The organism is Sphingomonas sp. SORGH_AS_0789 (assembly GCF_031453055.1).
Lineage (GTDB): Bacteria > Pseudomonadota > Alphaproteobacteria > Sphingomonadales > Sphingomonadaceae > Sphingomonas.
In genome coordinates this window covers 1,624,461-1,649,690 of sequence record NZ_JAVIYV010000001.1, presented here as the reverse complement: position 1 = coordinate 1,649,690, position 25,230 = coordinate 1,624,461, and the positions used below count along the sequence as shown (strand labels likewise).

Below are 25,230 nucleotides of genomic sequence, written 5' to 3'. Positions count from 1 at the left end.
GTATATCGTCTGACAAATTCCTCAAGCCCTCCGAGAGGCTCGACGCTGTACGGGCGGAGGGCTAGACCGGCCCCGTTTCCCATTGCTGTCAGGCCGCTTCCCATGTCCCACTCCGCCCGTCTTGCCGCCCTTCGTGCCGAACTGGCATCCCTTGGCCTTGACGGTTTCGTCGTCCCGCTGACCGACGAGCATATGAGTGAATATGTCGGCGACTATGCGCAGCGGCTGGGCTGGCTGACCGGGTTCGGCGGTTCGGCGGGCAGCGCGGTGGTGCTGGCGGACAAGGCGGCGATCTTCACCGACGGCCGCTATACGCTCCAGGTGCGCGAGCAGGTGTCGGGCGACGACTATGCCTATATCCCCGTGCCGCAGGACAGCGTGGCGGGCTGGCTGGGCCGCGAGACGGCGGCGGGGCAGCGGATCGGCTACGACCCGTGGCTGCACACCCGCCAGCAGGTCGCCGACATGACCGCCGCGCTGGCCGATCGCGACGCGGAACTGGTCGCGGTCGGCGCCAATCCGATCGACGCGATCTGGACCGACCGCCCCGCCCCTTCGCCCGCCGTGATGACGGTGCAGGACGATGCGGTGGCGGGCGAGAGCGCGGCGGCCAAGCGTGCGCGGATCGGCGAATGGCTGGCCGAGCAGCGCGCCGATGCGGTGGTGCTGTCGGCGCTGGATTCGATCGCCTGGACGCTCAACGTGCGCGGCACGGACGTCGCGCATACGCCGGTCGCCCTGTCCTATGCGATCGTCCATGCGGATGGCGAGACCGACCTGTTCGTCGTGCCGGACAAGATCACGCCCGAGGTCCGCGCGCATCTGGGCAATGCGGTGCGGCTGCACGACCGCGCGGCGTTCGAGGGCTATCTGGGCGGCTTTGCGGGCCAGCGCGTGGTCGCCGATCCCGAACGCGCGGTGGCGGCGATTGCGCAGGCGCTGGAGGCGGGCGGGGCCAAGGTGCTGGCGCTTCGCGATCCCGTCGTGCTGACCAAAGCGATCAAGAACCCCGCCGAGGTCGCCGGGCACCGTGCCGCCTCGGTCCGGGACGGCGCTGCGATGGTGAAGTTCCTGCGCTGGGTCGAGAGCGAATGCCCCAAGGGCGGACAGACCGAACTGTCCGCCGCCGCGCAACTGCTGGCATTCCGCGAGGCGACGGGGCTGCTCAAGGACACCAGCTTCTCAACCATCTCGGCGACCGGGGCGCATGGCGCGAGCCCGCATTATCACGTCACCGAGGAATCGAATGCGGCGATCGAGCTGGGGCAGCTGTTCCTGATCGATTCCGGCGGGCAGTATCAGGACGGCACCACCGACATCACCCGCGTCATGCCGATCGGTGCGCCCACGGACGAAATGCGCGACCGCTTCACCCGCGTGCTGAAGGGGCATATCGGGCTGGCGACGGCGGTGTTTCCGGACGGGACGCTGGGCGGGCACCTCGACTCGCTGGCGCGGCGGCCGCTCTGGGAGGTCGGTCTGGATTATGCGCACGGCACCGGGCACGGCGTCGGCGCGTACCTGTCAGTGCATGAGGGGCCGCAGCGTATCGCCGCGCCCAACTATCCCGGCGGTGCCGCGATGGAGCCGCTGCGCGCGGGCATGATGCTGTCCAACGAGCCGGGTTATTACAAGGCGGGCGAGTATGGCATCCGCATCGAGAATCTCGTGCTGGTCGAACCGCGTGAGATTGCGGGCGCAGACCGGGACATGCTGGGGTTCGAGACGCTGACCCTGTGCCCGATCGAGCGGACGCTGATCGTGGCGGACCTGCTGACGGCCGGGGAGCGGGACTGGCTCAACGCATATCATGCGCGAGTAGCGGAGGTCTTGGCGGCCGAACTGGAGGGTGCGGATCGGGACTGGTTGCTGGAGAAGTGTGCGGCCATCTGATTTTTCACGCGAAGCCGCGAAGGCGCGAAGAAGACGGAAGAAGGTTGGTTCGCGCGGAGGCGCGGAGACGCGGAGGTGTCTCGCCCGCCGCGCCAGCGGCCCTTTTATCTCTGACGCTGACGAATAGAGGGCGCTGCGCGCGGCTTTATAGCAGGACGACATGAGTTGAACCCACTCCTCCCCTTCAGGGGAGGGGCACGGGGTGGGGGGCTTCCGCCAGCGTGCGGCCTGTGGCGAGGCCCCACCCCAACCCCTCCCCTGAAGGGGAGGAGCTTACGCCGTTTCAAGTCAATGTCATCCTGTTCCAAACCTCTCTGCGTCCTCTGCGCCTCTGCGCGAATAAAACTTCTTCTCCGCGTCTCCGCGTCTCCGCGCGAACCAGTCTTCTTCGCGCCTTCGCGGCTTCGCGTGAACAATAACGCCGCGCGGGAGAGGCCTCCCACGCGGCGTTTTGCGCGCCTCACGCGGCAAAGGAACTGGGCCCCGGCCTCCGCCGGTGAACAGGTATTCCCCTCCCCTTACCGCCCCAGCAGGACCCGCGCCTGGCCCGCGATCTGGGCCAGCATCGCGGCGTTGGGTTGGGCCGCCAGGCGGGCCCGGTCGATCACCGCCTTGAACTGACCCACACGCGCCGCATTGCGCTCCAGCCAGGCTTCGACCGCCGCTTCGGGGTCGGTCGCGCCCGCCCGGCCGAGGAAGTCGAGCCGCTGCTGCTGGAAATCGCGCGCCAGCCCTGCGATCAGCAGGCGTTCCCACGGATCGCTGGGGTTGATCCGCGCCGCTTGCCCCTGTGCCCAGTCGAGCCCCAGCGCCTGGCCCAGACGGGTAAAGGCATGGGTCAACCGCGTCTCGTCCAGCGACAGCCGCTGGCCCAGATCGGCCAGCCCCACCGCACCGTCGAGTTCGGACACCCGCACCACCCGCGCCGCGAGTTCGGCCGGAGCCCCCGCCTCTTCGAGCACGGCAACGACCCGCGCGCTCTGCGCCTTGGCCTCGTCACGCAGCAGCGCGGGCGTTTCGGCCGCCAGCCGCTCGATCCCCGGCTGCAATCGCTCCAGCGCAGCACCCGGCGCGGTGCCCGCCGGCATCGCGCGCAGCAGGTCGGCGATCTGCGACCGCGTGGCGCGCGCCACCTCGTCGAACAGCGCGATGCGGGCGGCTTCGGGCATCGCCGCCGTCTCGATCGCGGTCCACAGGCCGTCCAAGTCGAACAGCCGCTCGACCACGACGAACATCGCCGCGATGTCGGCCATCGCCGCGCCTTCCTCCTCCGCCAGTTCGAACGGGTGGAGGATGCCCATCCGGTTGACGATGCGGTTGGCGAGCTTGGTCGCGACGATCTCGCCGCGCAGGCGATGCTGGTCGATCGCCTCGCCGAACGCTTCGCGCATCGCGGGCGGGAAGGCCGCATGCAGATCGGGGCGCAGTTCGTCGTCCAGCGCCAGCGGGCTGGTCTCGATCGCGTCCTGCAGGGTCAGCTTCGCCGTCGCCAGCAGCACCGCCAGTTCGGGCCGGGTCAGCGGAATGCCGTCCTGCCCGCGCCGCAGCAGCACGTCGTTGCTGCCCAGCCCCTCGACCGCGCGGTCGAGCCGTCCGGCGCTCTCGAAAATCTCGATGACGCGGACATAGCTGGGCATCGCGCCCGCACCGTCCGCCTCGGCGATCGACAGGCCGAGCGTCTGGAGCCGGTTATCCTCCAGCACGATATGCGCCACGTCATCGGTCATCGCGGCGAGCAACCTGTTGCGCTCGTCCTCCGCCAGACGGCCCTCGATCATCTCGCGGTTCAGCGCGATCTTGATGTTGACCTCGTTATCCGAGCAATCGACGCCCGCCGAATTGTCGATGAAGTCGGTGTTGATCCGCCCTCCCCGCTCAGCAAAGGCGATGCGCGCGGCTTGGGTGACGCCCAGATTGGCGCCCTCGCCGATCGCGGTGACGCGCAGATCCTCGGCATCGACGCGCAGCCGGTCGTTGGCCGGGTCGCCGACCTGGACGTTATTCTCCGCCGCCGCCTTGATGTAGGTCCCGATGCCACCGAACCAGAGCAGGTCGGCCGGGGCTTTCAGGATCGCCGAGATCAGCGCCGCCGGTTCCAGCGACGTGGCGGTGATGCCCAGTGCCTCGCGCACTTCGTCCGACAGCGGGATGGTCTTGGCCGAACGCGGGAAGACGCCGCCGCCCGCCGAGATCAGGCCCGTGTCGTAATCCGCCCAGCTCGACCGGGGGAGCGCGAACATGCGTGCGCGTTCGTCCCAGCTGGTCGCGGGATCGGGATTGGGGTCGAGGAAGATGTGGCGATGGTCGAACGCGGCGACCAGCTTGATCGCCTTGGACAACAGCATCCCGTTGCCGAACACGTCCCCCGACATGTCGCCGCAGCCGACGACGCGGATGGGCTGGGTCTGCACGTCCACGCCCCGCTCGGCGAAGTGGCGCTGGACCGAGACCCAGGCGCCCTTGGCGGTGATGCCCATCGCCTTGTGGTCGTAACCCTGGCTGCCCCCGGAGGCGAAGGCGTCGCCCAGCCAGAAGCCGCGCTCCAGCGCCAGCGCATTGGCCACGTCGGAGAAGGTCGCGGTGCCCTTGTCGGCGGCGACGACGAAATAGGGGTCCTCGCCGTCCAGCACGCGCACGCCCGCCGGGTGCACCACCGCGCCCTCGACGATATTGTCGGTGATCGACAGCAGCGCGCGGATGAACACGCGGTAGCTTTCCTTGCCCTCGGCCGCCCAGCCGTCACGGTCGGTGACGGGCGACGGCAGCTGCTTCGGGTAGAAACCGCCCTTCGCACCCGTGGGCACGATGACCGCGTTCTTCACCCGCTGCGCCTTCATCAACCCCAGAATCTCGGTGCGGAAGTCGTCGCGGCGATCCGACCAGCGCAAGCCGCCACGCGCCACCGGACCGGCGCGCAGGTGGATGCCCTCGACGCGGGGGCTATAGACCCACACCTCACGCCAGGGCAGCGGCGCGGGCAGGCCCGGAATCCTGTGGCTGTCCAGCTTGAACGCCAGCGCCTCCTTGCCCGCCTCGGCAAAGGCGTTGGTACGCAGGGTCGCCGCGATCATGTCGCGGAAGCTGCGCAGGATACGGTCGTCGTCGATCGCCGACACGGCATCCAGCCCCGCCGCGATCGCGGCATCGGCGGCGGCGAGGTCGCCGGTCGCCTTCGGATCATGCGCCGCCGTGAACCGCTCGATCAGCGCGGTCGCCAGTTTCGGCGCCCGGCGCAGCGCGTCGACCACGGTGGTCAGCCCATAAGGCAGCCCCGCCTGGCGCAGATAGCGGAACCAGGCGCGGAACAGCACCACCGCCTGCGGGCTGAGGCCGACATCGACGATCAGCCGGTTGAACGCGTCATTCTCCGCCTTGCCCTCCAGCACGGCGGCGATCGCCCCCTCCAGCACCGCCGCGCCCTTGGGCTCGGTGGTCGCCTCGGTCTCGACGATGAAGTCGTGGACGAAGGGATCGGCATCGTCGCGCAGCCGGGTCGGCAGCTCGCCGATCACGCGGAAGCCGAAATTTTCCAGCACCGGCACCGCGTCCGACAAGGGCAGCGCGCCGTTCAGCTTGTAGATCTTCAGCTGGCGATCCTGCCCCGGCTGGACCGGGAACAGGCGCACCGAGCGGCTCCCCTCATTCTCCAGCGACGACAGGCGCAGAATGTCGGCGGCGGCTTCGGCCGCGTCGCTGACATTGCGGTAATTGGTCGGGAAGCCATTGGCCCAGCGCAGGGCGAGGCGCGCCGCGCGCGGGGCGGGCACCTGCTCGGCCAGCGCCGCCTCGACATCGGGCATCCAGCCGCGCACCATCTTGCGCAGCCGCTCGGACAGCGCCGCCGTGTCGGGCAGGCGACCGTCCTGGCGCAGGTCGATCGTATAGCGGATCAACGCAACGACGCCGTCCTCCAGCGCGATCGACCAGTTGAGCAGCGAGCCATTGGCCGCCTCGCCCAGCATGTCGCCGATCGCGACGCGCCGCGCGGTGGTCAGCTCGTCGCGCGGCAACCAGACGAAGGCGAACAGGTGCCGCTGCAACACCGACCGGATCAGCACCAGCTCGGGCCGCGGCCGGTCGGCCAGCGACATGGCGGTCAGCGCCAGCTGCTCCAGCGCCTCGGCCGGGAAGGCGGTGACCAGATCATGCGGCAACGCGGTCAGCGCATGGGTCAGCGCCTTGCCGGTATGGCCGCGCGGGTCGAAGCCGAACTTGGCCTGGAGCGCGGCGAGCCGCGTGCGCAGCACCGGCACCTCATGCGGCGGGCTGGCGAGCGCGGCGCTGGTCCACAGACCCGCATGGATCGACAGGCCGACGACGCGGCCCTCCTCCATCACCGGCACCAGCACCAGGTCAAGCGGCACCGACCGATGCACGGTCGAGATCGCATTGGACTTGAGCAGCAACGGCGCCGCGCCGCCCTCGACGAAATAGTCCAGCGCCCGCTGACGCGAGGTGTCGGCGAGCAGCGGCACCTTGTGCGGCGTCCGCGCCACGCCCAGCGCGGGTGCGTCGCGGCCGTCCTCGAACCATTTCTCATGGCCCAGCAGCGTCAGCTTGCCGCCCAGGAACCACAGCAGCAGCGCGGCCCCCTCGCCATTCTTCTCGCCCAGCGTGGTCGCATCGGCGGCCAGCGCGTCCTGCAACCCCGACCAGTCCACCACGGCGGCACGGACATCGGCCAGCACGGCGCGCAGATCGTCGACCAGCCCGCGCCGGTCGCGCGCATCGGCGCGTTCCATTTCCAGATAGATGAAGGATTCGGACCGGCCGCCAGTGCCGATCGCCTGAAGCTCGCCCTCGGCATCGCGGGTCACGGGCAGGACGGGGTGGATCACCCGGTCGATCGCGATTCCGTCCGCGCCGACCATCGCCGCGATCGAATCGACCAGGAAGGGCATGTCGTCATTGACGATGGCCAGCCGCATCCGGCGGTGCGTGTCGTCGCCCGACATCGGCTCCAGCGCGATCGACGGCTCTCCCGGCGACCGCTGCTGGGCCACCCCCGCGACGAAGGCCGCCGCGGCAGCCACCTCCGCGGGGCCGAACCCCTGCAATTCCGCCGGAAGGGCGCCCTGGGTCAGCCGTGCGGCAATCGCGTCGGCCATCGGATGCGACATATTCGGTGCCATGGGTGCAAGTCCTAGGCTTGGGCTTCGCGCCGCTCAACCCTTTGCCGACAGAGAAAAGATGTTGCGCCGCAGCGCAATTTTCATTGCGAGGCGCGCAATACCCTGTCGGCCAGCCGCTCGTCATCGACGACAGATCCCAGGACGGCGATCCGGCCGCCCTGCGTCACCCGCCCGACCAGGACGACCGGGCTTCCGACCGCCGCGCCGGTGTCGAACGCGACATGGCCCAGCGGCGCGGAATCGGCGCGCGCGCGACGCACGGGCGGCTCGGGCGCCTCGTCCCACAATGCCCCACCCGTCGCGGGCGGCTCCGCCTGCGCCATCGAATCGAGCAGCGCGGAATCGAGCGTCGCCTGCAACAACGGATCGGCCAGCTCCTTCCAGCTGACGACGCCGTGGATGAAGTCGATCGTCCGGCCGTCAGACGAATAAGGCAGCAGGATCGCACGGTACAGCGTGGTGCGGCCGCGCGCGTTGACGAACTCCGCCTCGAACCCGGCGGGCGCCTTGGTGCTCAGGATCTGGCCATAATGCCCGACCATCCGCGCCAGGAGCGACCCCTGCGGCAGATCCGCAAGCGTTCCGGGCCGCCCGTCGAGATCGCCCTCCCCGCGCAAGGCCTGGCCGATATAGGCGATCGCCGGATCGCCCGACCGCCCCCGAAAATCCAGCAGCACCGAATTGCCCGCGAAATCGGCGATCGCCTCGGGATCGAGCGCGGCGATCGGCGGATAGGGCGCGTCGCCCAGCAGCGAGGCCCAATGGTGATAGGCGCGCGCATGCAACCGCCGCTCCACCCCGCCCAGCGCGAACAGCACGTCGTCAGCCTCTCCCACCCCGCTCGTGTCGACGGGGAGAGCCTCGTTCAGATCCGGCCCGGTGGTCATGACTGTCATCCTCGCTATCCAGTCCAGTCATGGCGCCGTTATCGTTAACGACATGTAAAGATGCCAAAGCCGCTTGCCAGCCCCCAACAGACCTGTTAAGCGCCGCCACCTCGACCGGACACCAGCCGGTTCGACCGATGAAGGGCCGCTTTAGCTCAGCTGGTAGAGCATCGCATTCGTAATGCGGGGGTCACAGGTTCGAGTCCTGTAAGCGGCACCATCTCCCATAAGCTTTTGAAAAAGCTTATGGTTTCACAAAAATCATTGCTTGCAACGGCTGTCTGCTACAATCGTAGCGAGGCAAGGATGAGCGCGTACCTGCTCAAGCGTGATGGCGGGACCTATTACTTCCGGCGTTCGATCCCGCTAGCCCAAAGGCAGCGGTTCGGTGGAAAACGCGAATGGGTTCGGTTGCCGGGCGCAAATGACCGTAACGAGGCCAAGAGGCTCATACCCGCCTGTCTGATCGCCCTTGATAGGCGATGGAAGTGGATATCTTGAACGCATCCGCCCGGGACCCACCAAAGCCCTTTGGCGCTCCTGTCGCATCGACCAGCCCCATAGATACCAAGCTGCTACCGAAGCGCCCGACAATGTTTCTATTAGGTGTTTGATCCCATGGTTTGTTGGTGCGATCCTTTCGTTTGGCATGGAAGGAGGCCGTATGGGACAGGTCCATCACGGGAGCGCCAAGACCACGCGCGCCGTCCGATCAGCAATACAGCGCGCCAAGCTTCGCTCGCGACGCCGAGCCGTGAGTTGGGGATCAGCCCGAAGACGGTCGCGAAGTGGCGGAAGAGGGCAAACGTCGAGTATCTAAAAACCGGGCTGAAGGCCCCTCATTCTGCGACCTTGTCCGAGGCTGAAGAGGCGATGGTTGCGAGCACCGGCTCAACAAACCGGACCATCCGTCGACCAGCGGACAAGTCGAGCGGATGAACCGGACCATCAAGGAGGCGACCGTCAACGCTTCCACTACGACAGCCACGACCAACTGCGGACACGCCTTGCCGCTTCATAGCCGCCTGTAATTTCGCCCGCCGGCTCAAGACATTCAGCGGGCTCACACCTTACCAATACACCGCCAAGGCCTGAATATCAGAGCCAGATCGGTTCATCGTCAATCCGATCCACCAGATGCCGGGACTGAACACCTAGAAAGCGTAACGTAGCGTGGCCTTCACGTCGGCCGGGCGGCCATAGGCCAATTGATTGTAGAAGCCGATCTGCGAATAGTACTTCTTGTCAAAGATATTGTCGGCGTTGACCTGCACGGACAACCTGTCCGTCACCGGATACCGCGCCATGAGATTGACGAGTGCATAGCTGTCGATCCGCAATCGCTCGGCATTGCGGGTGACGGGATTGGTCGTATCGGTGTAACTCGCCCCCTCCCAGTTGACACCCCCGCCGATCGTGAGGCCCTTCAAGCCGCCGTCACGCAGCTCATAAGTGGTGAAAAGGCGCAACAAGCGATCGGGATAGTTGCTGTTGACCCTATTATCGTTTTGGTCGCGCACCTTGAACTGGGTATAGTTCACGCTGACCGCCCAACCCGGCCTGATCTCGCCATTGGCTTCGGCCTCGAAACCGGTGCTTCGCGCGCCCTTTGCGGCATAATAGGCCTGGTTGATCGTGCCGGGTATCAAGTGGCCGGGATCGATCTGCGCCAGATTGTCCTGCTCCACCCGGAATACCGACAAGGCGGTCTTTAGCCGTCCGCCGAAGAAGCTGCTCTTCAGGCCGACTTCGTAATTGACCCCGGTGACCGCCGGAAGATAGCCGCCCTTGCGGTCCTGGGCATCCTGCGGCTGGAATATCTTCGTGTAGCTGACATAGACGGTGTGATTGGGCGTCACGTCATAGAGGATACCGGCATAGGGAATGAACTCGTTCCGGTTGCCATAGTCGGCGACCGTGCCATAGGATACGCCCTTCCGCTCCCATGAGGCGAGGCGCGCGCCCAGAATGACCTTGAGCGGATCGGCGAGCGACAAGCGGGTCGCCGCGAAATAGCCCCATTGCCGGGTGCTGACATCGACCAGTTGCGAGCGCGCACCCCATGTCGGCTCGGGGTAGGAGCCGTCCCATATATTGAAGTCGCCCGCCGGCGCTTCGTTGCTGCTATCGTATCCAAAGAAACCCAGCTTCTGCCTGGCGTAGCTCGCCCCGGCGATCACGTTATGGCGGCGCCCGAACAGTTCGAACGTACCGGTCAGGCGAGCCGTCAGGTCCAGCTGCGACAACCGGCTGTCATATCGTGCCGGGATCGGCACGAGGCCAAGACCGGTGGTGCGATCCGGTTGGCCGTACAGGTAGAGGAGCCGCATATCGCCGCTGTTCTTGCTGTAGTTCCCATAGAGACGGAGCGTCCAGTCGCGCCCGAAATCCTGCTCCAGGTTCACAAAGGCGGTGCGCTGCTTCGAATCCCAACGCGTCCAGTCGGCACCGATGGTCTTCGACCGCGGCCAGTCGGTCCGGCTGCCGTCCGCATACCATGTCGGGAGCCCGCCCCACAGCGTCGCGCGGGGGCTGTTGGCTTGGTAGCTGGCGCCCGCACTGAGCCGCGTCGATGGCGAAAGGTCCGCGTCCACCACCCCGTAGAGCACGATCTTCCGGTTGCCGAGCAGATCGACATAGGAGTCGGAATCCTGAAACCGGGCAACGCCGCGAACGCGAACGCTGCCGTCGCGGGTTACCGGACTGCTGACATCGGCTTGCACGAGATAATCGTTCCAGCGCCCGGCCGATGCCATGAACGAACCCGTCAGATGGTCGCTGGTGGCGTGCTTGCGAATGAGATTGATCGAGGCGGACGGATTTCCGGCCCCGGTCAAAAGCCCGGTGGCGCCGCGCACGATCTCGATACGATCGTAGATGGACAGGTCCAGTTCGGACTCGCCCGCGCTATAGGCCGCCATATATTGAAGCGGCATCCCGTCGATCTGGTAGTTCTCGATGTCGAAACCGCGCGCCGCGAAGACGTTGCGCGAACTGTCGAACGCCTTGGCGGAAAGGCCGGCGGCATTGTTGGCGACATCGGTCAGGCTGCGGAGCTGCTGGTCGTCGAGTCGTTGGGACGTCACCACCGTCACGGACTGCGGCGTCTCCTGGATGGTGAGGCCGAGCCCGGTCGCAGAATCAAGCCGGTCGTTGGTGGTGTAGCGGCCGATAACGGTGATATCGTCGCGGTCCTTCGACTGATCGTCGCTGGTCGCACGGCTTTCCTGCTCACCCCGCTGTGCGCGTGGGGACTGCGCTGATTGTGCCACCGCGATCGAAGGAATTGCCACGCTCGCCAGCAGAGAGCCCAATATGAACCGGCACCACATAACCGGCGCGTGCGCAGCAAAATCCATTTCATCACCCCTTGATACCGGTTCGCATTAGCAAGGAGGTGTCTTCGATTCAAGTTCGGCATGTCTGCGCCTCGGGATCCCCATGTTACCCTCCCGGGCAAGCAGCGCATGGCGGATCGGCGTCGTTGTGCAGCATCCCCGTCATCGCGGCCGCCCACTCGCGCCACGTCGTCCCGTAACGCGAAGCGACCATGCCCCTTTCGCCCGCTCACCGAAACCAGCCGTATACGCTCGTTCGGATATAAGGTGGTCCGGCGCCGACTCCGTCCCTGTGATGACGGAGGTGATCGTGCGCTTCGTCGATGCGAAGGACCTGACCCATGACGCTTCCTGCCCTGACGCTGGCGACCGGCGCCCTTTGCGTGTCGGGGTCCGCGAGCGCCATCCCGGTGCGCGGCGCCCATGCCGGTCCGGGTGTTCACAGCCAGGGAGAGGGCCGTTGATCGCATTGTCGCTGGTCGCGATACTGGCGACCCCGTCGCTGCCCGTGCAGCGATCGGTGCCCCTGCCGCCGGATTTCGAGATGGCCTCGATCGCGATCGAGGATGTCCATGCCTTCGCCCCGCCCGAAGCCGCCGCCGCTGCCGCTGCCGCCCCGGACGGCGACGCCGGCGAGGCGGAGGAGATCGTGGTGACCGCAAGCCGACACCGCGCGAGCGATCCGCTGCGCGCGGTGAACGCCGCCGCCTTCGCGCTGTCCGAGAAGGTGGACGACGCCATCCTGGAGCCCGCCGCCCATGTCTATGAGCAGGCGGCGCCACGGCCGGTCCGCACCGGGCTGCGCAACTTCTTCGCCAATCTGCGCGAGCCGGTCGCCTTCGTGAACTTCCTCCTTCAGTTCAAGTTCGGCAAGGCGGCGGAGACGGTGGGTCGCTTCGCGATCAACTCGACGATCGGGCTGGCAGGAGTGGTCGACATGGCGCGCCGGTGCCCCTTCCGTCTTCCGCGCCGCCCCAACGGCTTTTCGGACACGCTGGGCTTTTATGGCGTCAAACAGGGGCCATTCCTGTTCCTGCCCCTGCTCGGGCCGACCACCTTGCGCGATCTCGTCGGCGGTGCGGTCGATGGCATCGCCTCGCCGGTCGCGATCGGGGGGCCGTTCCGCAACCGCGCCTATATCGTCATCAGCAACGTCGTGCGGACGCTCGATCGCCGCGTCGAGATGGATGAAGAGTTGCGCGAGATCAGCGAACAGCCCGATCCCTATGCCGCCCGACGGGATCGCTATCTCGACCAGCGCGAGGCGCGGGTGCGGCGATTGAAGGGGTTGGGCGACCCGGATGCCGTGGTGGAGGAAACGCCCTATGGCCAGGTCGATCCATCCGCCCCCCTCCCTGCCTGCCCGCGCCGAAAGGCCAGCCATGCGGGATGATCGCCCCTGCCCCGCTGCCTTCGAAGCGCAGGATCGCGGAGCCCCCGCCCCGCCCCTGTCCCACCCGGCATGCCGCCCCGTTCCGGGCGGCTGGATCATAGGACGACCGATGCGACTGCTCGCTTTTTGCCTGACCTCCCTCCTCCTCTCGGCGACGCTGATCCCGAACACCGCGCATGGACAGGGTTGGACCTGGAACGGGTGACGGACCTCGCCGTCGCGATTCAAAGGCAATGCCCCTTTCGCTCCGTCTGCTGAGTGAAGGCAGCGTGAAAAGCCCGCGTGCGGATCAGGGGCAGGCGGATCAGGGGCAGGCGGATGAAGGACGGGTATGTGATGGATCGACTGGCCTATGTCGCGACGGGATTGCTGATATGCGTGGGCGTACCGGCGCTGATCCTGACCAGCGCGGAAGCCTTTCCGCAGGTGAGCGTGCAGGCGCCCGAGACCGGGGCGTGCCTCCGTACCGGCGGGGTCAGCATCCTTGTCGACGGCACGCCCTATTGCCGCCAGCCAAATCGCCCCGCCATCGACGAGCAACATTTCCCCCGGCCACGGCCAGGTATCGCGGTCATGTCCAACCCCGCCAGCGCCTATTGCGAGGAACTGGGCGGCACGCTGGAGACGGTGGACGCGCCGGACGGCCAGACGGGCTATTGCCATTTGCCGAACGGCGCGGTGGTCGAGGAATGGGCGCTGTACCGTGGCCGGTAACCGCCATGGGGCCGCGATGCTGCGGCAGGACTTTTGCCGTGCAGGGGATCACGCCCCGCCGCCCGCCCGCATGCCTCCGCGGCGGGTGACGGCGGCGAATTCCTTTTTCAACGATCCGTCACTAAGGAGTTCGATACGATTCACTCCCATCATGTCGGTGCCGATGTCATCAAGCGGGCTCGAAGCAGTCTATCTGGCCAACCGCGACAAACTTGTCCGGTTCCTGGTCGCGCGCGGTGCGGGCGATTCCGCCGAAGACCTGGTGAATGATCTTTGGCTAAAGATTTCAACACTTTCGCCGGGACCGATCGCCAATCCCATGTCCTATCTGTTTCGCGCCGCCGATACGTTGATGATCGACCGCTATCGGGCGCGCCGCCAGGCGGAGCGCCGCGACCAGGACTGGTACGACCTGAGCAGCGACGGCGAAACCTCGGGCGAACCGGCGGGCGAGCGGGTGATCGGCGCGCAGCAGGAAGTGACCAGGGTGGCGGCGGTGCTCGCAAAGCTGGGCGCGCGTCGGGAAACGATCTTCCGCCGCGCCCGGATAGACGGCGTGTCGCAACGACAGATCGCGACCGAACTCGGCGTCAGCCTCAGCACGGTGGAGGCGGATCTGCGGATCGCCACCCGCGCATTGATCGAATTGAAGGAAGACCTGCGATGAGCATCACCCACGCCATCGCGATCGAGGACAAGGCACGATGACCGGCAGGAAGGTCGAGGACCATGCACTGGATTGGGCCATCCGTGCCGCCGATCCCGATTTCGACGATTGGGACGGGCTGACCGCGTGGCTGGAGGCCGATCCGCTGAACCCGGACCGGTATGACGATGCGACGGTGGCCATTGCCGAGGCACGCGACCGCGTCGCGGCCCTGCCCGTCCAGTCCGCCACCGTCCAGGCCGTGCCGGTCGCCGCCAATGATGCAGGCGCGGCGCGGCGTGGCTATTGGCGCTGGGGCGGCGGGGCCGTCGCCGCGATGCTGGCCGTGGTCGTCGGCACCTCGGTCTGGAACGGCCGGTCGCAACCCTATGCGGTGGAAACCCGCCCCGGCGAGCAGCGCGCGATCGCGCTGGCCGATGGCAGCCAGATCATCATGGCGGGCGGCTCGCGCGTGACGCTGGACCGCGCGAACGCACGGGTGGCGGTCGCGGATCGTGGCGAGATTCTGTTCCGGGTCCGGCATGACGCGGCGCATCCCTTCCGGGTGACGGCCGGGGAGACGACGATGGTCGATCTGGGCACCGTCTTCGACGTGAAGCGCGATCCGCAGCGGACGCGCGTCGCGGTGGCGGAGGGCGCGGTGATGATTGATCCGAAGGGCGCGGGGCTTCGGCTCGATCCCGGTCAGGCGGTGGTGGTGACGGGCGGCCGCTCCTTCCGTCGCGAGCGCGCCGAGGATGTCGGGGGCTGGCGCGAAGGGCGGGTGACGTTCGACGGCGCATCCCTGTCCGACGTCGCCCGCGATCTCAGCCGTCAGATGGGCCATGCCGTGCGCGCCGACGCCTCCGTCGCGGATCGGCTGTTCAGCGGCACGGTCGATCTCCGCTCGCTGAACGACGATCCGGCGCTGCTGGGTCGCCTGCTGGCGGTGAATGTCCGCACGGACGGCCAGACCTGGGTGCTGGGCGGCGATCGGTGAGGCCGGCCGCCGGGTGGGTCGCGGTCGGGCTGTTGACGACCGCGACCGCGACGTCTGCCGCCGCCGCCGCGCCGACGCTGGCGATCGATCTGCCCGCCGGCAGCGTCAGCAGCCAGGTGCTGGCGCTGGGGCGGCTGGGCGGCGTCAGCGTCGTGGTGACCGATGCGCGGCTATGGGGAAAGCCGGTGCCCGCGCTGCGCGGACGGATGACCGTGCTCGCCGCGCTGCGCCTGATCGCCGCGCGCTGCGGCGGCGCGGTCGAGCCGATCGATGCCGCGCTCTTCCGGCTGGTGCCGGGCCGCGCAGCGGGGCACCGCACGCCCCCGCCCAGCCCCCGCCCGCCCGCCCCGGCACCCGCGCCTCCCGCCCCGCCCACGCCCGATATCGTCGTGGTGGCCAGCAAGCGCGACCTGCCCCTCGATCATGTCGCGGGCCAGATCATGCGGATTTCCGGGCGGGATCTGGAATTCGGCGGCGCCGGAGGGACCGAGCGGCTGACCTCTCGCCTGTCGACCCTGGCGTCGACCTATCTGGGGGCCGGGCGCAACAAGCTGTTCATACGCGGCATCGCCGATTCCAGCTTCACCGGCCCCACCCAGGCGACCGTCGGCCAGTATTTCGGCGACCTGCGCCTGGGCTATAATTCCCCCGACCCCGATCTCCGGCTGGCCGATCTGGCGGCGGTCGAGGTGCTGGCCGGGCCGCAGGGCACGCTATACGGCGCCGGTTCGCTCGGCGGCCTGATCCGGCTGGTTCCCAATCCCGTCGAGCTGGACCGCACCGGCGGATCGGTCGCGGTGGGCGCCTCCGCCACCAAGCATGGCGCGCCGGGATATGACGCGCAGGGGGTGCTCAATCTGCCGATCGTGACGGATCGGCTGGGCATCAGGCTGGTCGCCACGGCGGTCGAGGAAGGCGGCTACATCGACAAGCCGCTGCTCGGTCGCCACAATGTCAACACCACGCGCATCGCGGGCGGGCGCGGCACCGTGCACCTGAAGATCGCCGACCATTGGAGCGCCGAACTGATCGGGATCGGCCAGCGTATCCGCGGGGCCGACAGCCAATATGCGGATTGGAACGGCGCCCCCCTGACCCGCAACACCAAGGTCGTCGAGGGGTTCGGAAGCGACTTCCGCCAGGGCCAGTTCGTACTGAACGGCCGGATCGGAGAGGTGCGGTTCAGTTCCTCGACCGGCATCACCGCGCATGACCTGACCGAACGTTACGACGCGACGGTGGCGGGCGACGACCCGACGGTCTTCCTCCAGACCAACCGGACGCGCATGTTCGCCAACGAGACGCGCGGCTGGGTCACGCATGCCGACGGATCGGGATGGCTGCTGGGCCTGAGCTATACCGACAATCGCTCGCGGCTGTCGCGCGCCTTCCTGTCGCTCGGCGACCGCCAGCAGCTTCCCGGCGTGTCGAACGCGGCGCAGGATGCCACCGCCTATGGCGAGGCGAGCGCGCGATGGACGAAGAGCCTTTTGGTGACGGGCGGCCTGCGCGTGAACCGATCGGTGCTGACGGGGGCGGCCGAGGACACGCTGGTGCAGAGCGGGCCCGAGGTAGGGGCGACGCTGGCCTCGCGACGGAAGCTTTCCTTGTTGCCTTCCGCCTCGGCCCTGCTGGACGTGGGGGCCGATGCCGCGATGTTCCTGCGCTATCAGCAGGGGTTTCGGCCCGGCGGGTTGACGATCTTCGACGGCTATGTCCGCCGCTTCAACAGCGACCATGTCGCGACGATCGAGGCGGGCTATCGCCTGGGTCACGCCGGGCGAAGCCCATTCGCCTTCTCCCTCACGGTCGCCCATACCGACTGGCGCAATATCCAGGCCGACTTCGTCGATGCGGGCGGCCTTTTGTCCACCGCCAATGTGGGCAATGGCGACATCTGGACGGTGGAGACGACCGCCTCCGCGCGGGTGGCGAAGGGGCTGCGGGTCGACACCGCGCTCTCGCTCAACGACAGCAGCATCAACGAACGCACCCCGAAATCGTCTACGACCGACGACGTGGCGAGCACAGGCGCAGGCGCTGGCGCTGGAGGGGGCGTGACGGCGCGGCTGGGGCCCATTCCGAACATCGCCAACGTCACCGCGCGCATCGGGCTGTCCTATGACGCCGCGCTATCCGATCGCACGCGGCTGAAGGTCGATGGCTGGGCCCGCTATGTGGGCACCTCGCGGCTCGGGGTCGGACCCGAGCTGGGTGAGGAGCAGGGCAATTTCCTCGACAGCGGCCTCACCGCCCGGCTGGGATGGGATCGCTTCGGCCTGACGGCGGGCGTCACGAACCTGACCGATACGCGCGGCAACCGCTTCGCGCTGGGAACCCCCTTCTTTACCGGCAAGGGACAGGTCACGCCGCTGCGCCCCCGGACCTTCCGCATCGGGCTGGACGCCGCTTTCTGACGATTGTTTTTACGGTATCGGCCGTACCGCTCCGTCATCCCATTGCCCGGCCTCGAAAGCCGACCGTCGAATACCGGCGAGCGGTTCATTCAGCTACCGGCAATACGGAGTAAGGAATAACCCGTCTTCGGAATGACAATCTCCATGACGGGAAAATTCCCGGCTTCGTTGTGAAGGACAAATATATGAAGCTCAAAGTATTTCTGATGACCAGCCTGGTGTCCGCGGGCGCGGCGATGCTTGCGACTCCCGCCCAGGCGCAGGCCAATAGGCAAGGCATCGCCAACCCTGCCTCGGAATATTGCGTCTCGATCAAGGGAACCTCATTCTCGCGCAAGACGCCATCGGGCGAGATCGGCTATTGCCGGTTGCCCAACGGCCGGACCGTGGAAGAGTGGAAGCTGTTCCGCGAAAGCCAGAAGCGTCCCCCCGCCCCGAAGCCGCGCAACGACGCGTCCATGGCCAATCCCGCATCGGTCTATTGCGACAAGATCGGCGGCACCAACATCGACCGCCACACGCCGCAGGGCGATGTGGGGCTGTGCCGCCTGCCCAATGGCAAGACGGTCGATGCCTGGGCGCTGTACCGGCGCGACGAGGGCAAGCCCGCCCCGGCCCGCCGCGATCGCGTCGGTCTCGCCAATCCGGCATCGGGTTACTGCCTGAAGCAGAAGGGACGCCTGGAAATGCGCGAGGGGCCGGGCGGCACGACGGGCTATTGCCATCTGCCGAACGGACGCGTCGTGGAGGAATGGCGCCTGTATCGCGAGCAGTAATCGGTCAGGCTCGCCAGGAGCCTTTATGAATAGCGGCCGCGCGTTTCGACGCGCGGCCGTTTTCGTTGCGTCATGGGCGGGATCACGACAGAAACGACCAAGCACAAAATTCCCCCGCCCAAGTTTTTCCAAAAAATTTTTCCGGGGACCCAAGGCATATTGGAAATGGTGTCGTCTTGCGAGTGTAGGGGGACGCAGACTGGTGCAGCCCACTCGAAACAAGTTTCATTTCGAAGGACGATTTTCCATGACCCTGGTTAGCACGTTCGCGGCCGCTCGTCTCGGTGCGTACCGGTATTCGACGGCCCTGGCCGTCAGCATGATTGCCACCATCGTCGCCGTTGCCCCCGCGGCCGCGCAGCAGTCCGAACCCGGCCCCTATGCCGTCGCCCGCGCCGGCGTGCAGGTCGACTCGGACGTCAAGACCAACCGGGTGCTGGCCAAGGGCCAGACCGTGTCGAAGACGGCGCCGACGCTGCCCAAGAATATCGACAACAATTCCGGCTTCACCGGCGAACTGGGCCTGGGTTACGACTTTGGCGGGTTCCGCCTGGAAGGCACGGCGGGTTACGACACCGCCAGCGTCAATCCCAAGGCCCTGGGCGACAAGAATTATGTCGCAGGCGGCCGTGCCAAGTCGTTCGACCTCGGCGTCTCGGCCTATGTCGACCTGATCCAGGACGGCCCCCTCAAGCCGTTCGTCGGCGGCGGCATCGGCGCTTCGCGCGTCAAATATTCGGCCTATCGCGAAGCGCGCAGCGCCAATCCCGGCACGCTGAAGCCGAGCGCGGACATCGTCGGCACCGACTGGGGCTTCCGCTGGCACCTGGACGCGGGCGTCAGCTATGACGTGGCGCCGATGACGTCGATCGAAGTGCTCGGCCGCTATGCGAAGACGTCGGGCCTGCGGATGAAGGGCGTGACGCTCGATCAGGATCTCAGCCGCTCGACCACCGACTATAAGCTGAAGAGCTCGTCGACCTCGCTCATGATCGGCCTGCGCCAGAAGTTCTGATCGCACGCCGACCCAATGCGAAGGCGCCGTCCCTGCTCTGGCCGGGACGGCGCCTTTTTTTGGCATGGCGGGCCCGCGCCCCGTCAGTCGGCACCCCGCTCCTCCGGCGGCGTCTCGCGCGGCGCGGCGGCGGGGGCGTCCAGCCCCCTGGCCTGGGCCTTGCGACGTTTCAGATTTTCCCGCAGCTGCGCCGCCAGCCGTTCCGCGCGTTCGTCTTTTGTCATGACAAAATGCATATTCCGGCAAACGGCCGCTTGACAACGCCCGCCGGATCGTCTCTAGGCGCGCTTCCCGCGGTGAAACGCGAGTGCTGCCGTAGCTCAGTGGTAGAGCGCATCCTTGGTAAGGCTGAGGTCGTGAGTTCAATCCTCACCGGCAGCACCATTTTCCCCCGCCCGTGACCGGGCCGGGGCGATCCCCCAGCTTTTGGGACCCATCGCAAAACTTGGTTGGGATCGTTTCGCGGCTTCGCTAGCTATGACCCAATGAAATTTCGTTTTTCCTTTGGAGCCCAGGTCTTCGTCGGCATGGCCGTCGGGCTGCTGCTCGGGCTGTTCGCGCGCGCGCAGAATGTCGCCGGACTGGCCGAGGCGTTGCGGATCATCGGCGAGAGCTTCGTCCAGCTGCTCAAGGTGCTGGTCGTCCCCCTGGTCTTCACCGCCATCGTCGCCTCGATCGCCGCTTTGCGCGACCTGAACAATGCTGCGCGGCTGGTCGCCGCCACCTTCATCTGGTTCGCGATCACCGCGCTGATCGCGGTCACCATCGGGCTGACGCTGGGCACCGTCCTGCAACCCGGCCTGCATGCCGGAGTCGCGGCGGGCAGCGCGGTGCGGCCCGACACGGCGGGCTCGTGGCTCGACTTCCTGCGCGGGCTGATCCCGTCCAACATCCTGGGCCTGTCCGCCTCGACCAGCGCGGGCGATGGCGGCGCGCTCAAGACCGGGCTGTCGTTCAACATCCTCCAGATCATCGTCATGGCGGTCGCGATCGGCGTCGCGGCGGTGCGGGTCGGCGACAAGGGCGAGAGCTTCCTGTCGTTCAACGCCTCGGCGCTCGCCATCTTCCGGCGCATCCTGTCCTGGGTGATCCGGCTGACCCCGATCGGGTCGGGCGCGCTGCTGGGCAATGCCATCGTCCGCTATGGCTGGCAGTCGCTCTCCGCGCTCGGCAGCTTCGCGCTGGCGGTCTATATCGGGCTCGGCCTCGTCCTGTTCGTCGTCTATCCGCTGCTGCTGCTGGCCAACGGGCTGTCGCCGAAGCGATTCTTCGCCGCCGCCTGGCCCGCGATCCAGCTGGGCTTCGTCTCGCGCTCGTCGATCGCCACCCTGCCCGTGACCGAGGATGCGGTGGAGCGGCGGCTGGGCGTGCCGCGCGCCTATTCGGCCTTTGCGGTGCCCTTTGCCGCGACGACCAAGATGGACGGCTGCGCGGCCATCTATCCCGCCATATCGGCGCTGTTCGTCGCGCAATATTACGGCCTGCCGCTGCATGTCGGCGATTATGTGCTGATCGTGCTCGTCTCGGTGCTGGGTTCGGCGGCGACCGCCGGGCTGACCGGCGCGGTCGTGATGCTGACCCTGACCCTGTCGACCCTGGGCCTGCCGCTGGAGGGTGCGGGGCTGCTGCTGGCGATCGACCCGATCCTCGACATGGGGCGGACCGCGATCAACGTGGCGGGCCAGGCGCTGGTCCCGACGATCGTCGCGCACCGTGCGGGCCTGATCGAACAGACGCCCCCCGCAGACCGCTTGCCGGAGGTGCCGCAAACGGGGTAAACTGCGCCATGAGCTTGCGCGCGGTGTTCTGGCAAAGTAATACACGCGAGTGGCAGACCGCCGGAACCCTGTGATGCGCCCCGACCCTTTCAATCCCGACCGTACGCCCATCAATCGCCCCTATGAGCCGGTGGGGCCCAACTATCCGCTCTACGATGCCGAGACCCAGAGCTGGTCCTTCGGCACCGACGAGGACGAGGCGCCCGCCGAACGCCCGCGCCGCCGCATCCATTGGGGCCGGTGGATCGTGCGCGGTACGGGGGTGGGCATCATCCTGCTGGTGCTGGCGATCATCTGGCTGGCGGTCACCGCACCGCTGTCGCGCTCGCTCCAGCCGCCGACGCCGCCGTCGATCACGCTGACCGCCGATGACGGCACCCCGATCGCACGGCGCGGCGCGATCATCGGTGCGCCGGTCGACGCGGCCAAGCTGCCCGCCCATGTGCGCGAGGCGTTCATGGCGATCGAGGACCGGCGCTTCTACTCGCACTGGGGCATCGATCCGCGCGGCATCCTGCGCGCGATGTGGCACAATGTCGGATCGGGCGGCGTGCGCGAGGGCGGATCGACCATCACGCAGCAGCTGGCCAAGAACGCCTTTCTCGATTCCGACCGGACGGCGGGCCGCAAGATCCGCGAGGCGATGATCGCCTTCTGGCTGGAGGCGTGGCTGACCAAGGACGAGATCCTGTCGCGCTATCTGTCCAACGTCTATTTCGGCGACAATGTGTACGGCATCACCGCCGCCTCGAAACATTATTTCGGGCGAACGCCGGACCGGCTGAACATCGGCCAGGCGGCGATGCTGGCCGGGCTGGTCAAGGCGCCCTCGCGCCTGGCCCCCACCACCAATCTGAAGGGCGCGCGCGCGCGCCAGGCGGTGGTCGTCGCGGCGATGGAGGATGCGGGCTTCCTGACCAAGCGCGAGGCCGACGCGGTCCAGCCGCAGCGCGTGCTCGCCTCGCGGCCCGAGACGCTGCCCTCGGGCACCTATTTCGCCGACTGGGTGCTGCCCGAGGCGCGCGACCAGGCGGGCGAAATCAAGACCGAGGCGACCGTCCAGACGACGCTCAACCCCCGGCTCCAGCGGATCGCCGAGCGGACGGTGCGCAGCGCCGGGCTCAACCAGGCGCAGGTCGCGCTGGTCGCGATGCGCCCCGATGGCCGCGTCGTCGCGATGGTCGGCGGCAAGGACTATTCCAAGAGCCCCTTCAACCGCGCCACCCAGGCGCGGCGCCAGCCAGGCTCGGCGTTCAAGCTGTTCGTCTATCTGGCGGCGCTGCGTTCGGGCATGACCCCGGACTCGACCATCGAGGACGAGCCGGTCGACATTGCGGGCTGGAAGCCGCGCAACAGCGACGGGCGCTATCTGGGCAAGATCACGCTGCGCCAGGCCTTTGCCCGCTCGTCGAACGTCGCCGCCGCGCGGCTGACCCAGGCGGTGGGCGTGAAGGCGGTGATCAAGGCGGCGCGCGACCTGGGCATCACCACGCCGATCGCCAACGAGGCGACGATCGGCCTGGGCACCTCCACCGTCAGCCTGCTGGAGCTGACCGCCGCCTATGCCGCCGTCGCCAATGAAAGCTATCCGGTCGTCGCGCGCGGCCTGGGCGATGTGAAGGACAAGGGCTGGTATCAGGCGCTGACCAACCGCAAGACGGGCTTCTCGTCCGCCGTGCATGACGGGATGCTCGACCTGCTGTCCTCCTCGATCAAGACGGGGACGGGGCGGCAGGCGCTGCTGACCGTCGATGCCTATGGCAAGACCGGCACGACGCAGGATTCGCGCGACGCGCTGTTCATCGGCTTCGCGCGCGACCTGGTGGTGGGCGTGTGGGTCGGCAATGACGACAACACGCCCAACCCCGGCCTGTCGGGCGGCGGCGTGCCCGCGCGGATCTGGCGCGCCTTCATGCAGTCGGCGCTGGACATTCCGCCGGTCGCGGCCCCGGTGGTCGAGCAGGAGGTCGATCCCGACGCGATCGCCAACGGCATGGAAGAGGAAACCCTACCGATCGAGGGCGACCCGGTCGGGGACATCATCCAGGGCATGGGGCTGGACCTGCGCACCGGTGAGGACGGATCGATCACCGTCGGCCCCGGCCGCCGCCGCCCCGACCGCGCCGGCCCGCCCCCCGAGGACCGCCGCCCGCCCGACGAGCGCGATGGCGAGGGCGAGGAGTAACGGGGGCTCTTCCGGCGGGAGGGGCTTCGCGCGAACGGGAGATGGTTCACGCGAAGCCGCGACGGCGCGACGAGGAATGGCTCGGCGTTTGATCGCAGCGCTTCGCTTGCGACGTCCGGTAACCACCACCCCGGCGAAGGCCGGGGTCCAGTTGCCGAGCAGTCGTCGCGGCCTACCAACGCCACCCCGACTGGATCCCGGCCTTCGCCGGGATGGTGCTCATAGAATGTGAGGCGGATCGACATTCAGGGCCTCCTTCCCTCGCCCCTCGCAGAGGGGAGAGGGGAAGAAGGCGCAATGTCGGTCCGCCCCAAGGCGTTTAATCCCGACAGGCGGATACGGGAGTTACCGAGGGAAAGGGACATGAGGGCTTGCCCTGCCCGCCCCTTGCCCGTTAAACGCGGCGTCATTCGCAAGGACCCGGTGAAATTCCGGGTGGCTATTCCGGCCGCCGATCCGCCGGACAACAGACAGCATGGCTTTTCCCTTCCCGCTCGCGAACCGCCGAGCGGCCTTGCCATGCGCCTGATCCTGGTTTTCCCATGACTGTTACAAACTACCGAACCCCCTGGTTCTCGAGCCTCGGCGAGGCGCGTCGCGACGTGCTTGCCGGGCTGGTCGTCGCGCTCGCGCTGATTCCCGAGGCGATCGGCTTTTCGATCATATCGGGCGTCGATCCGCGCGTCGGCCTCTATGCCTCGGTCGCGATCGCGATCGTCATCTCCTTCCTCGGCGGGCGGCCCGCGATGATCTCCGCCGCGACCGCCGCCGTCGCGGTCGTGGTCACGCCGCTGGTCCGCGACCACGGTGTCGATTACCTGTTCGCCGCGACCATCCTGATGGGGCTGATCCAGATTGCCGCCGGTGTCCTGCGCCTCGACCTGGTGATGCAGTTCGTCTCGCGCTCGGTCATCACCGGCTTCGTCAACGCGCTCGCCATCCTGATCTTCATGGCGCAGCTGCCGCAACTGACCGGGGTGACCTGGCACAGCTATGCGATGGTCGCGGGCGGGCTCGCCATTATCTACCTCTTGCCGCGCGTGACCAAGGCGATGCCCTCGCCGCTGGTCGCGATCCTGGTGCTGGCCGGGATCAGCATCGCCATGGGCCTGCCGGTGCGCACCGTCGGCGACATGGGCCGCCTGCCCGAAGGCTTGCCCAGCCTCGCCCTCCCCAACGTGCCGCTGACCTTCGAGACGTTGCGGATCATCCTGCCCTATTCGCTGACCATGGCGGCGGTCGGCCTGCTCGAATCGCTGCTGACCGCGCAGATCGTCGACGACATGACCGACAGCGACAGCGACAAGCGCCGCGAATGCATGGGCCAGGGCGGGGCGAACATCGCCGCCGCGCTGGTCGGCGGCATGGGCGGCTGTGCGATGATCGGCCAGTCGGTCATCAACGTCACCTCGGGCGGGCGCAAGCGGCTGTCGACGCTGACCGCCGGTGTGGTGCTGCTGGTCCTGCTGGCCGGGCTCGGCCCGGTCGTGGGGCGGATTCCGATGCCCGCGCTGGTCGCGGTGATGATCATGGTGTCGATCGGCACGTTCAGCTGGAACTCGATCCCCAACCTGCGCCGCCACCCGCCGACCTCCTCGGTCGTCATGCTGGTCACGGTGGCGGTGGTCGTGGCGACCCGCGATCTGGCGCAGGGGGTGCTGGCGGGCGTGCTGCTGTCGGGCATCTTCTTCGCGGGCAAGGTCCGCCGCCTGTTCGCGGTCGAGCGGATCGAGGATGCGGGCACCGTGCGCTACCGGGTGACGGGGCAGATCTTCTTCGCCTCTGTCGACCGCTTCACCCGCGCCTTTCGAGCAGAGCCGGGCCGGACGGTCGTGATCGACGTGTCGGCGGCGCATTTCTGGGACATTTCGGGGGTCGGCGCGCTCGACAAGATCGTCGCGCGGCTGCGGCGCGACGGAGCCGGGGTCGAGGTGATCGGCTATAACCAGGCGAGCGCCGACCTGGTCGACCGCTTCGCGCTGCACGACAAGACGGGCGTCGAACTGGGCATCGCGCCGCACTGACGCCCGGCCGGGGGGAGCGGTGTTGACGCATG

Annotated in this window: 17 protein-coding genes, 2 tRNA genes, 1 pseudogene and 1 other annotated feature; of the genes and pseudogenes, 16 read left to right on the top strand and 4 right to left on the bottom strand. The window is 67.6% G+C overall.

Going from position 1 to position 25,230, the window contains the following annotated elements; all coding sequences use genetic code 11:
• The first annotated feature begins 102 nt into the window (after window positions 1-102).
• Window positions 103-1,893, top strand: coding sequence for an aminopeptidase P family protein (locus QE360_RS07635; protein ID WP_309700518.1), 1,791 nt, complete (start codon window positions 103-105; stop codon window positions 1,891-1,893).
• A 518-nt stretch (window positions 1,894-2,411) separates the two neighbouring features.
• On the opposite strand, the gene QE360_RS07630 is transcribed toward QE360_RS07635, so the two are convergent.
• Together QE360_RS07630 and QE360_RS07625 are read right to left on the bottom strand one after the other, a co-directional pair.
• Window positions 2,412-7,013 (bottom strand): NAD-glutamate dehydrogenase domain-containing protein, encoded by a 4,602-nt coding sequence (locus QE360_RS07630; protein WP_309700517.1) that lies wholly within the window; start codon window positions 7,011-7,013, stop codon window positions 2,412-2,414.
• Window positions 7,014-7,105: 92 nt separating this feature from the next.
• A complete protein-coding gene (locus QE360_RS07625) occupies window positions 7,106-7,912 on the bottom strand; it encodes a hypothetical protein (RefSeq protein WP_309700515.1) in 807 nt (268 codons plus the stop codon).
• A 144-nt stretch (window positions 7,913-8,056) separates the two neighbouring features.
• Between QE360_RS07625 and QE360_RS07620 the strand changes: the two genes are divergently transcribed.
• From QE360_RS07620 to QE360_RS07615, 3 genes and pseudogenes are all read left to right on the top strand, one after another.
• Window positions 8,057-8,132, top strand: a tRNA-Thr gene (locus tag QE360_RS07620).
• 26 nt (window positions 8,133-8,158) lie between these two features.
• Complete coding sequence (locus QE360_RS19130) at window positions 8,159-8,413, top strand: DUF6538 domain-containing protein (protein WP_405052674.1); 255 nt, start codon at window positions 8,159-8,161, stop codon at window positions 8,411-8,413.
• 380 nt (window positions 8,414-8,793) lie between these two features.
• A pseudogene (locus QE360_RS07615) lies at window positions 8,794-9,070 on the top strand (IS481 family transposase); the annotation flags it as partial.
• Here the strand turns inward: QE360_RS07615 and QE360_RS07610 are convergent.
• Window positions 9,067-11,271, bottom strand: a complete 2,205-nt coding sequence (locus QE360_RS07610) for a TonB-dependent siderophore receptor (RefSeq protein ID WP_309700513.1) — start codon at window positions 11,269-11,271, stop codon at window positions 9,067-9,069. The pseudogene QE360_RS07615 and the gene QE360_RS07610 overlap by 4 nt on opposite strands.
• A gap of 320 nt (window positions 11,272-11,591) precedes the next feature.
• Here QE360_RS07610 and QE360_RS07605 point away from each other — a divergent pair, with 320 nt between their 5' ends.
• The 8 genes from QE360_RS07605 to QE360_RS07570 all read left to right on the top strand — a co-directional run bounded on the left by QE360_RS07605 (window position 11,592) and on the right by QE360_RS07570 (window position 19,211).
• The gene (locus tag QE360_RS07605) at window positions 11,592-11,714 is read left to right on the top strand and encodes a hypothetical protein (protein ID WP_309700510.1); all 123 of its coding nucleotides are present in this window, start codon (window positions 11,592-11,594) and stop codon (window positions 11,712-11,714) included.
• Entirely contained in the window at window positions 11,711-12,643 is a 933-nt protein-coding gene (locus tag QE360_RS07600; protein ID WP_309700508.1) for a VacJ family lipoprotein, read from the top strand. The genes QE360_RS07605 and QE360_RS07600 overlap by 4 nt, the downstream gene beginning before the upstream one ends.
• 318 nt (window positions 12,644-12,961) lie before the next feature.
• On the top strand, window positions 12,962-13,357 hold the full coding sequence (locus QE360_RS07595) for a DUF333 domain-containing protein (RefSeq protein WP_309700505.1): 396 nt from the start codon (window positions 12,962-12,964) through the stop codon (window positions 13,355-13,357).
• A gap of 16 nt (window positions 13,358-13,373) precedes the next feature.
• Window positions 13,374-14,024 carry an RNA polymerase sigma factor gene (locus QE360_RS07590; RefSeq protein ID WP_309700503.1) on the top strand — a complete coding sequence of 217 codons (651 nt, stop codon included), beginning with the start codon at window positions 13,374-13,376 and terminating at the stop codon, window positions 14,022-14,024.
• A 37-nt stretch (window positions 14,025-14,061) separates the two neighbouring features.
• Window positions 14,062-15,003: a FecR domain-containing protein gene (locus QE360_RS07585; RefSeq protein WP_309700501.1), complete on the top strand. Its 942-nt coding sequence runs from the start codon at window positions 14,062-14,064 to the stop codon at window positions 15,001-15,003.
• A complete protein-coding gene (locus QE360_RS07580; protein ID WP_309700499.1) occupies window positions 15,000-17,420 on the top strand; it encodes a TonB-dependent receptor plug domain-containing protein in 2,421 nt (806 codons plus the stop codon). The genes QE360_RS07585 and QE360_RS07580 overlap by 4 nt, the downstream gene beginning before the upstream one ends.
• A gap of 185 nt (window positions 17,421-17,605) precedes the next feature.
• Entirely contained in the window at window positions 17,606-18,196 is a 591-nt protein-coding gene (locus QE360_RS07575; RefSeq protein WP_309700497.1) for a DUF333 domain-containing protein, read from the top strand.
• Between the two features lie 247 nt (window positions 18,197-18,443).
• On the top strand, window positions 18,444-19,211 hold the full coding sequence (locus tag QE360_RS07570; RefSeq protein WP_309700495.1) for an outer membrane beta-barrel protein: 768 nt from the start codon (window positions 18,444-18,446) through the stop codon (window positions 19,209-19,211).
• 83 nt (window positions 19,212-19,294) lie between these two features.
• Here QE360_RS07570 and QE360_RS07565 read toward each other — a convergent pair whose 3' ends face one another.
• Entirely contained in the window at window positions 19,295-19,435 is a 141-nt protein-coding gene (locus QE360_RS07565; RefSeq protein WP_309700493.1) for a hypothetical protein, read from the bottom strand.
• Between the two features lie 85 nt (window positions 19,436-19,520).
• Between QE360_RS07565 and QE360_RS07560 the strand changes: the two genes are divergently transcribed.
• From QE360_RS07560 to QE360_RS07545, 4 genes are all read left to right on the top strand, one after another.
• Window positions 19,521-19,595 (top strand) — tRNA-Thr (locus QE360_RS07560).
• A 101-nt stretch (window positions 19,596-19,696) separates the two neighbouring features.
• On the top strand, window positions 19,697-20,989 hold the full coding sequence (locus QE360_RS07555; RefSeq protein ID WP_309700491.1) for a dicarboxylate/amino acid:cation symporter: 1,293 nt from the start codon (window positions 19,697-19,699) through the stop codon (window positions 20,987-20,989).
• Between the two features lie 73 nt (window positions 20,990-21,062).
• Window positions 21,063-23,174 carry a transglycosylase domain-containing protein gene (locus tag QE360_RS07550; RefSeq protein WP_309700489.1) on the top strand — a complete coding sequence of 704 codons (2,112 nt, stop codon included), beginning with the start codon at window positions 21,063-21,065 and terminating at the stop codon, window positions 23,172-23,174.
• A gap of 413 nt (window positions 23,175-23,587) precedes the next feature.
• Window positions 23,588-23,643, top strand: a sequence feature (sul1 is cis-regulatory element that is thought to sense ions involved in sulfur or methionine metabolism; They are found in Alphaproteobacteria).
• 73 nt (window positions 23,644-23,716) lie between these two features.
• A complete protein-coding gene (locus tag QE360_RS07545; RefSeq protein WP_309700488.1) occupies window positions 23,717-25,198 on the top strand; it encodes a SulP family inorganic anion transporter in 1,482 nt (493 codons plus the stop codon).
• Window positions 25,199-25,230: the final 32 nt, after the last annotated feature.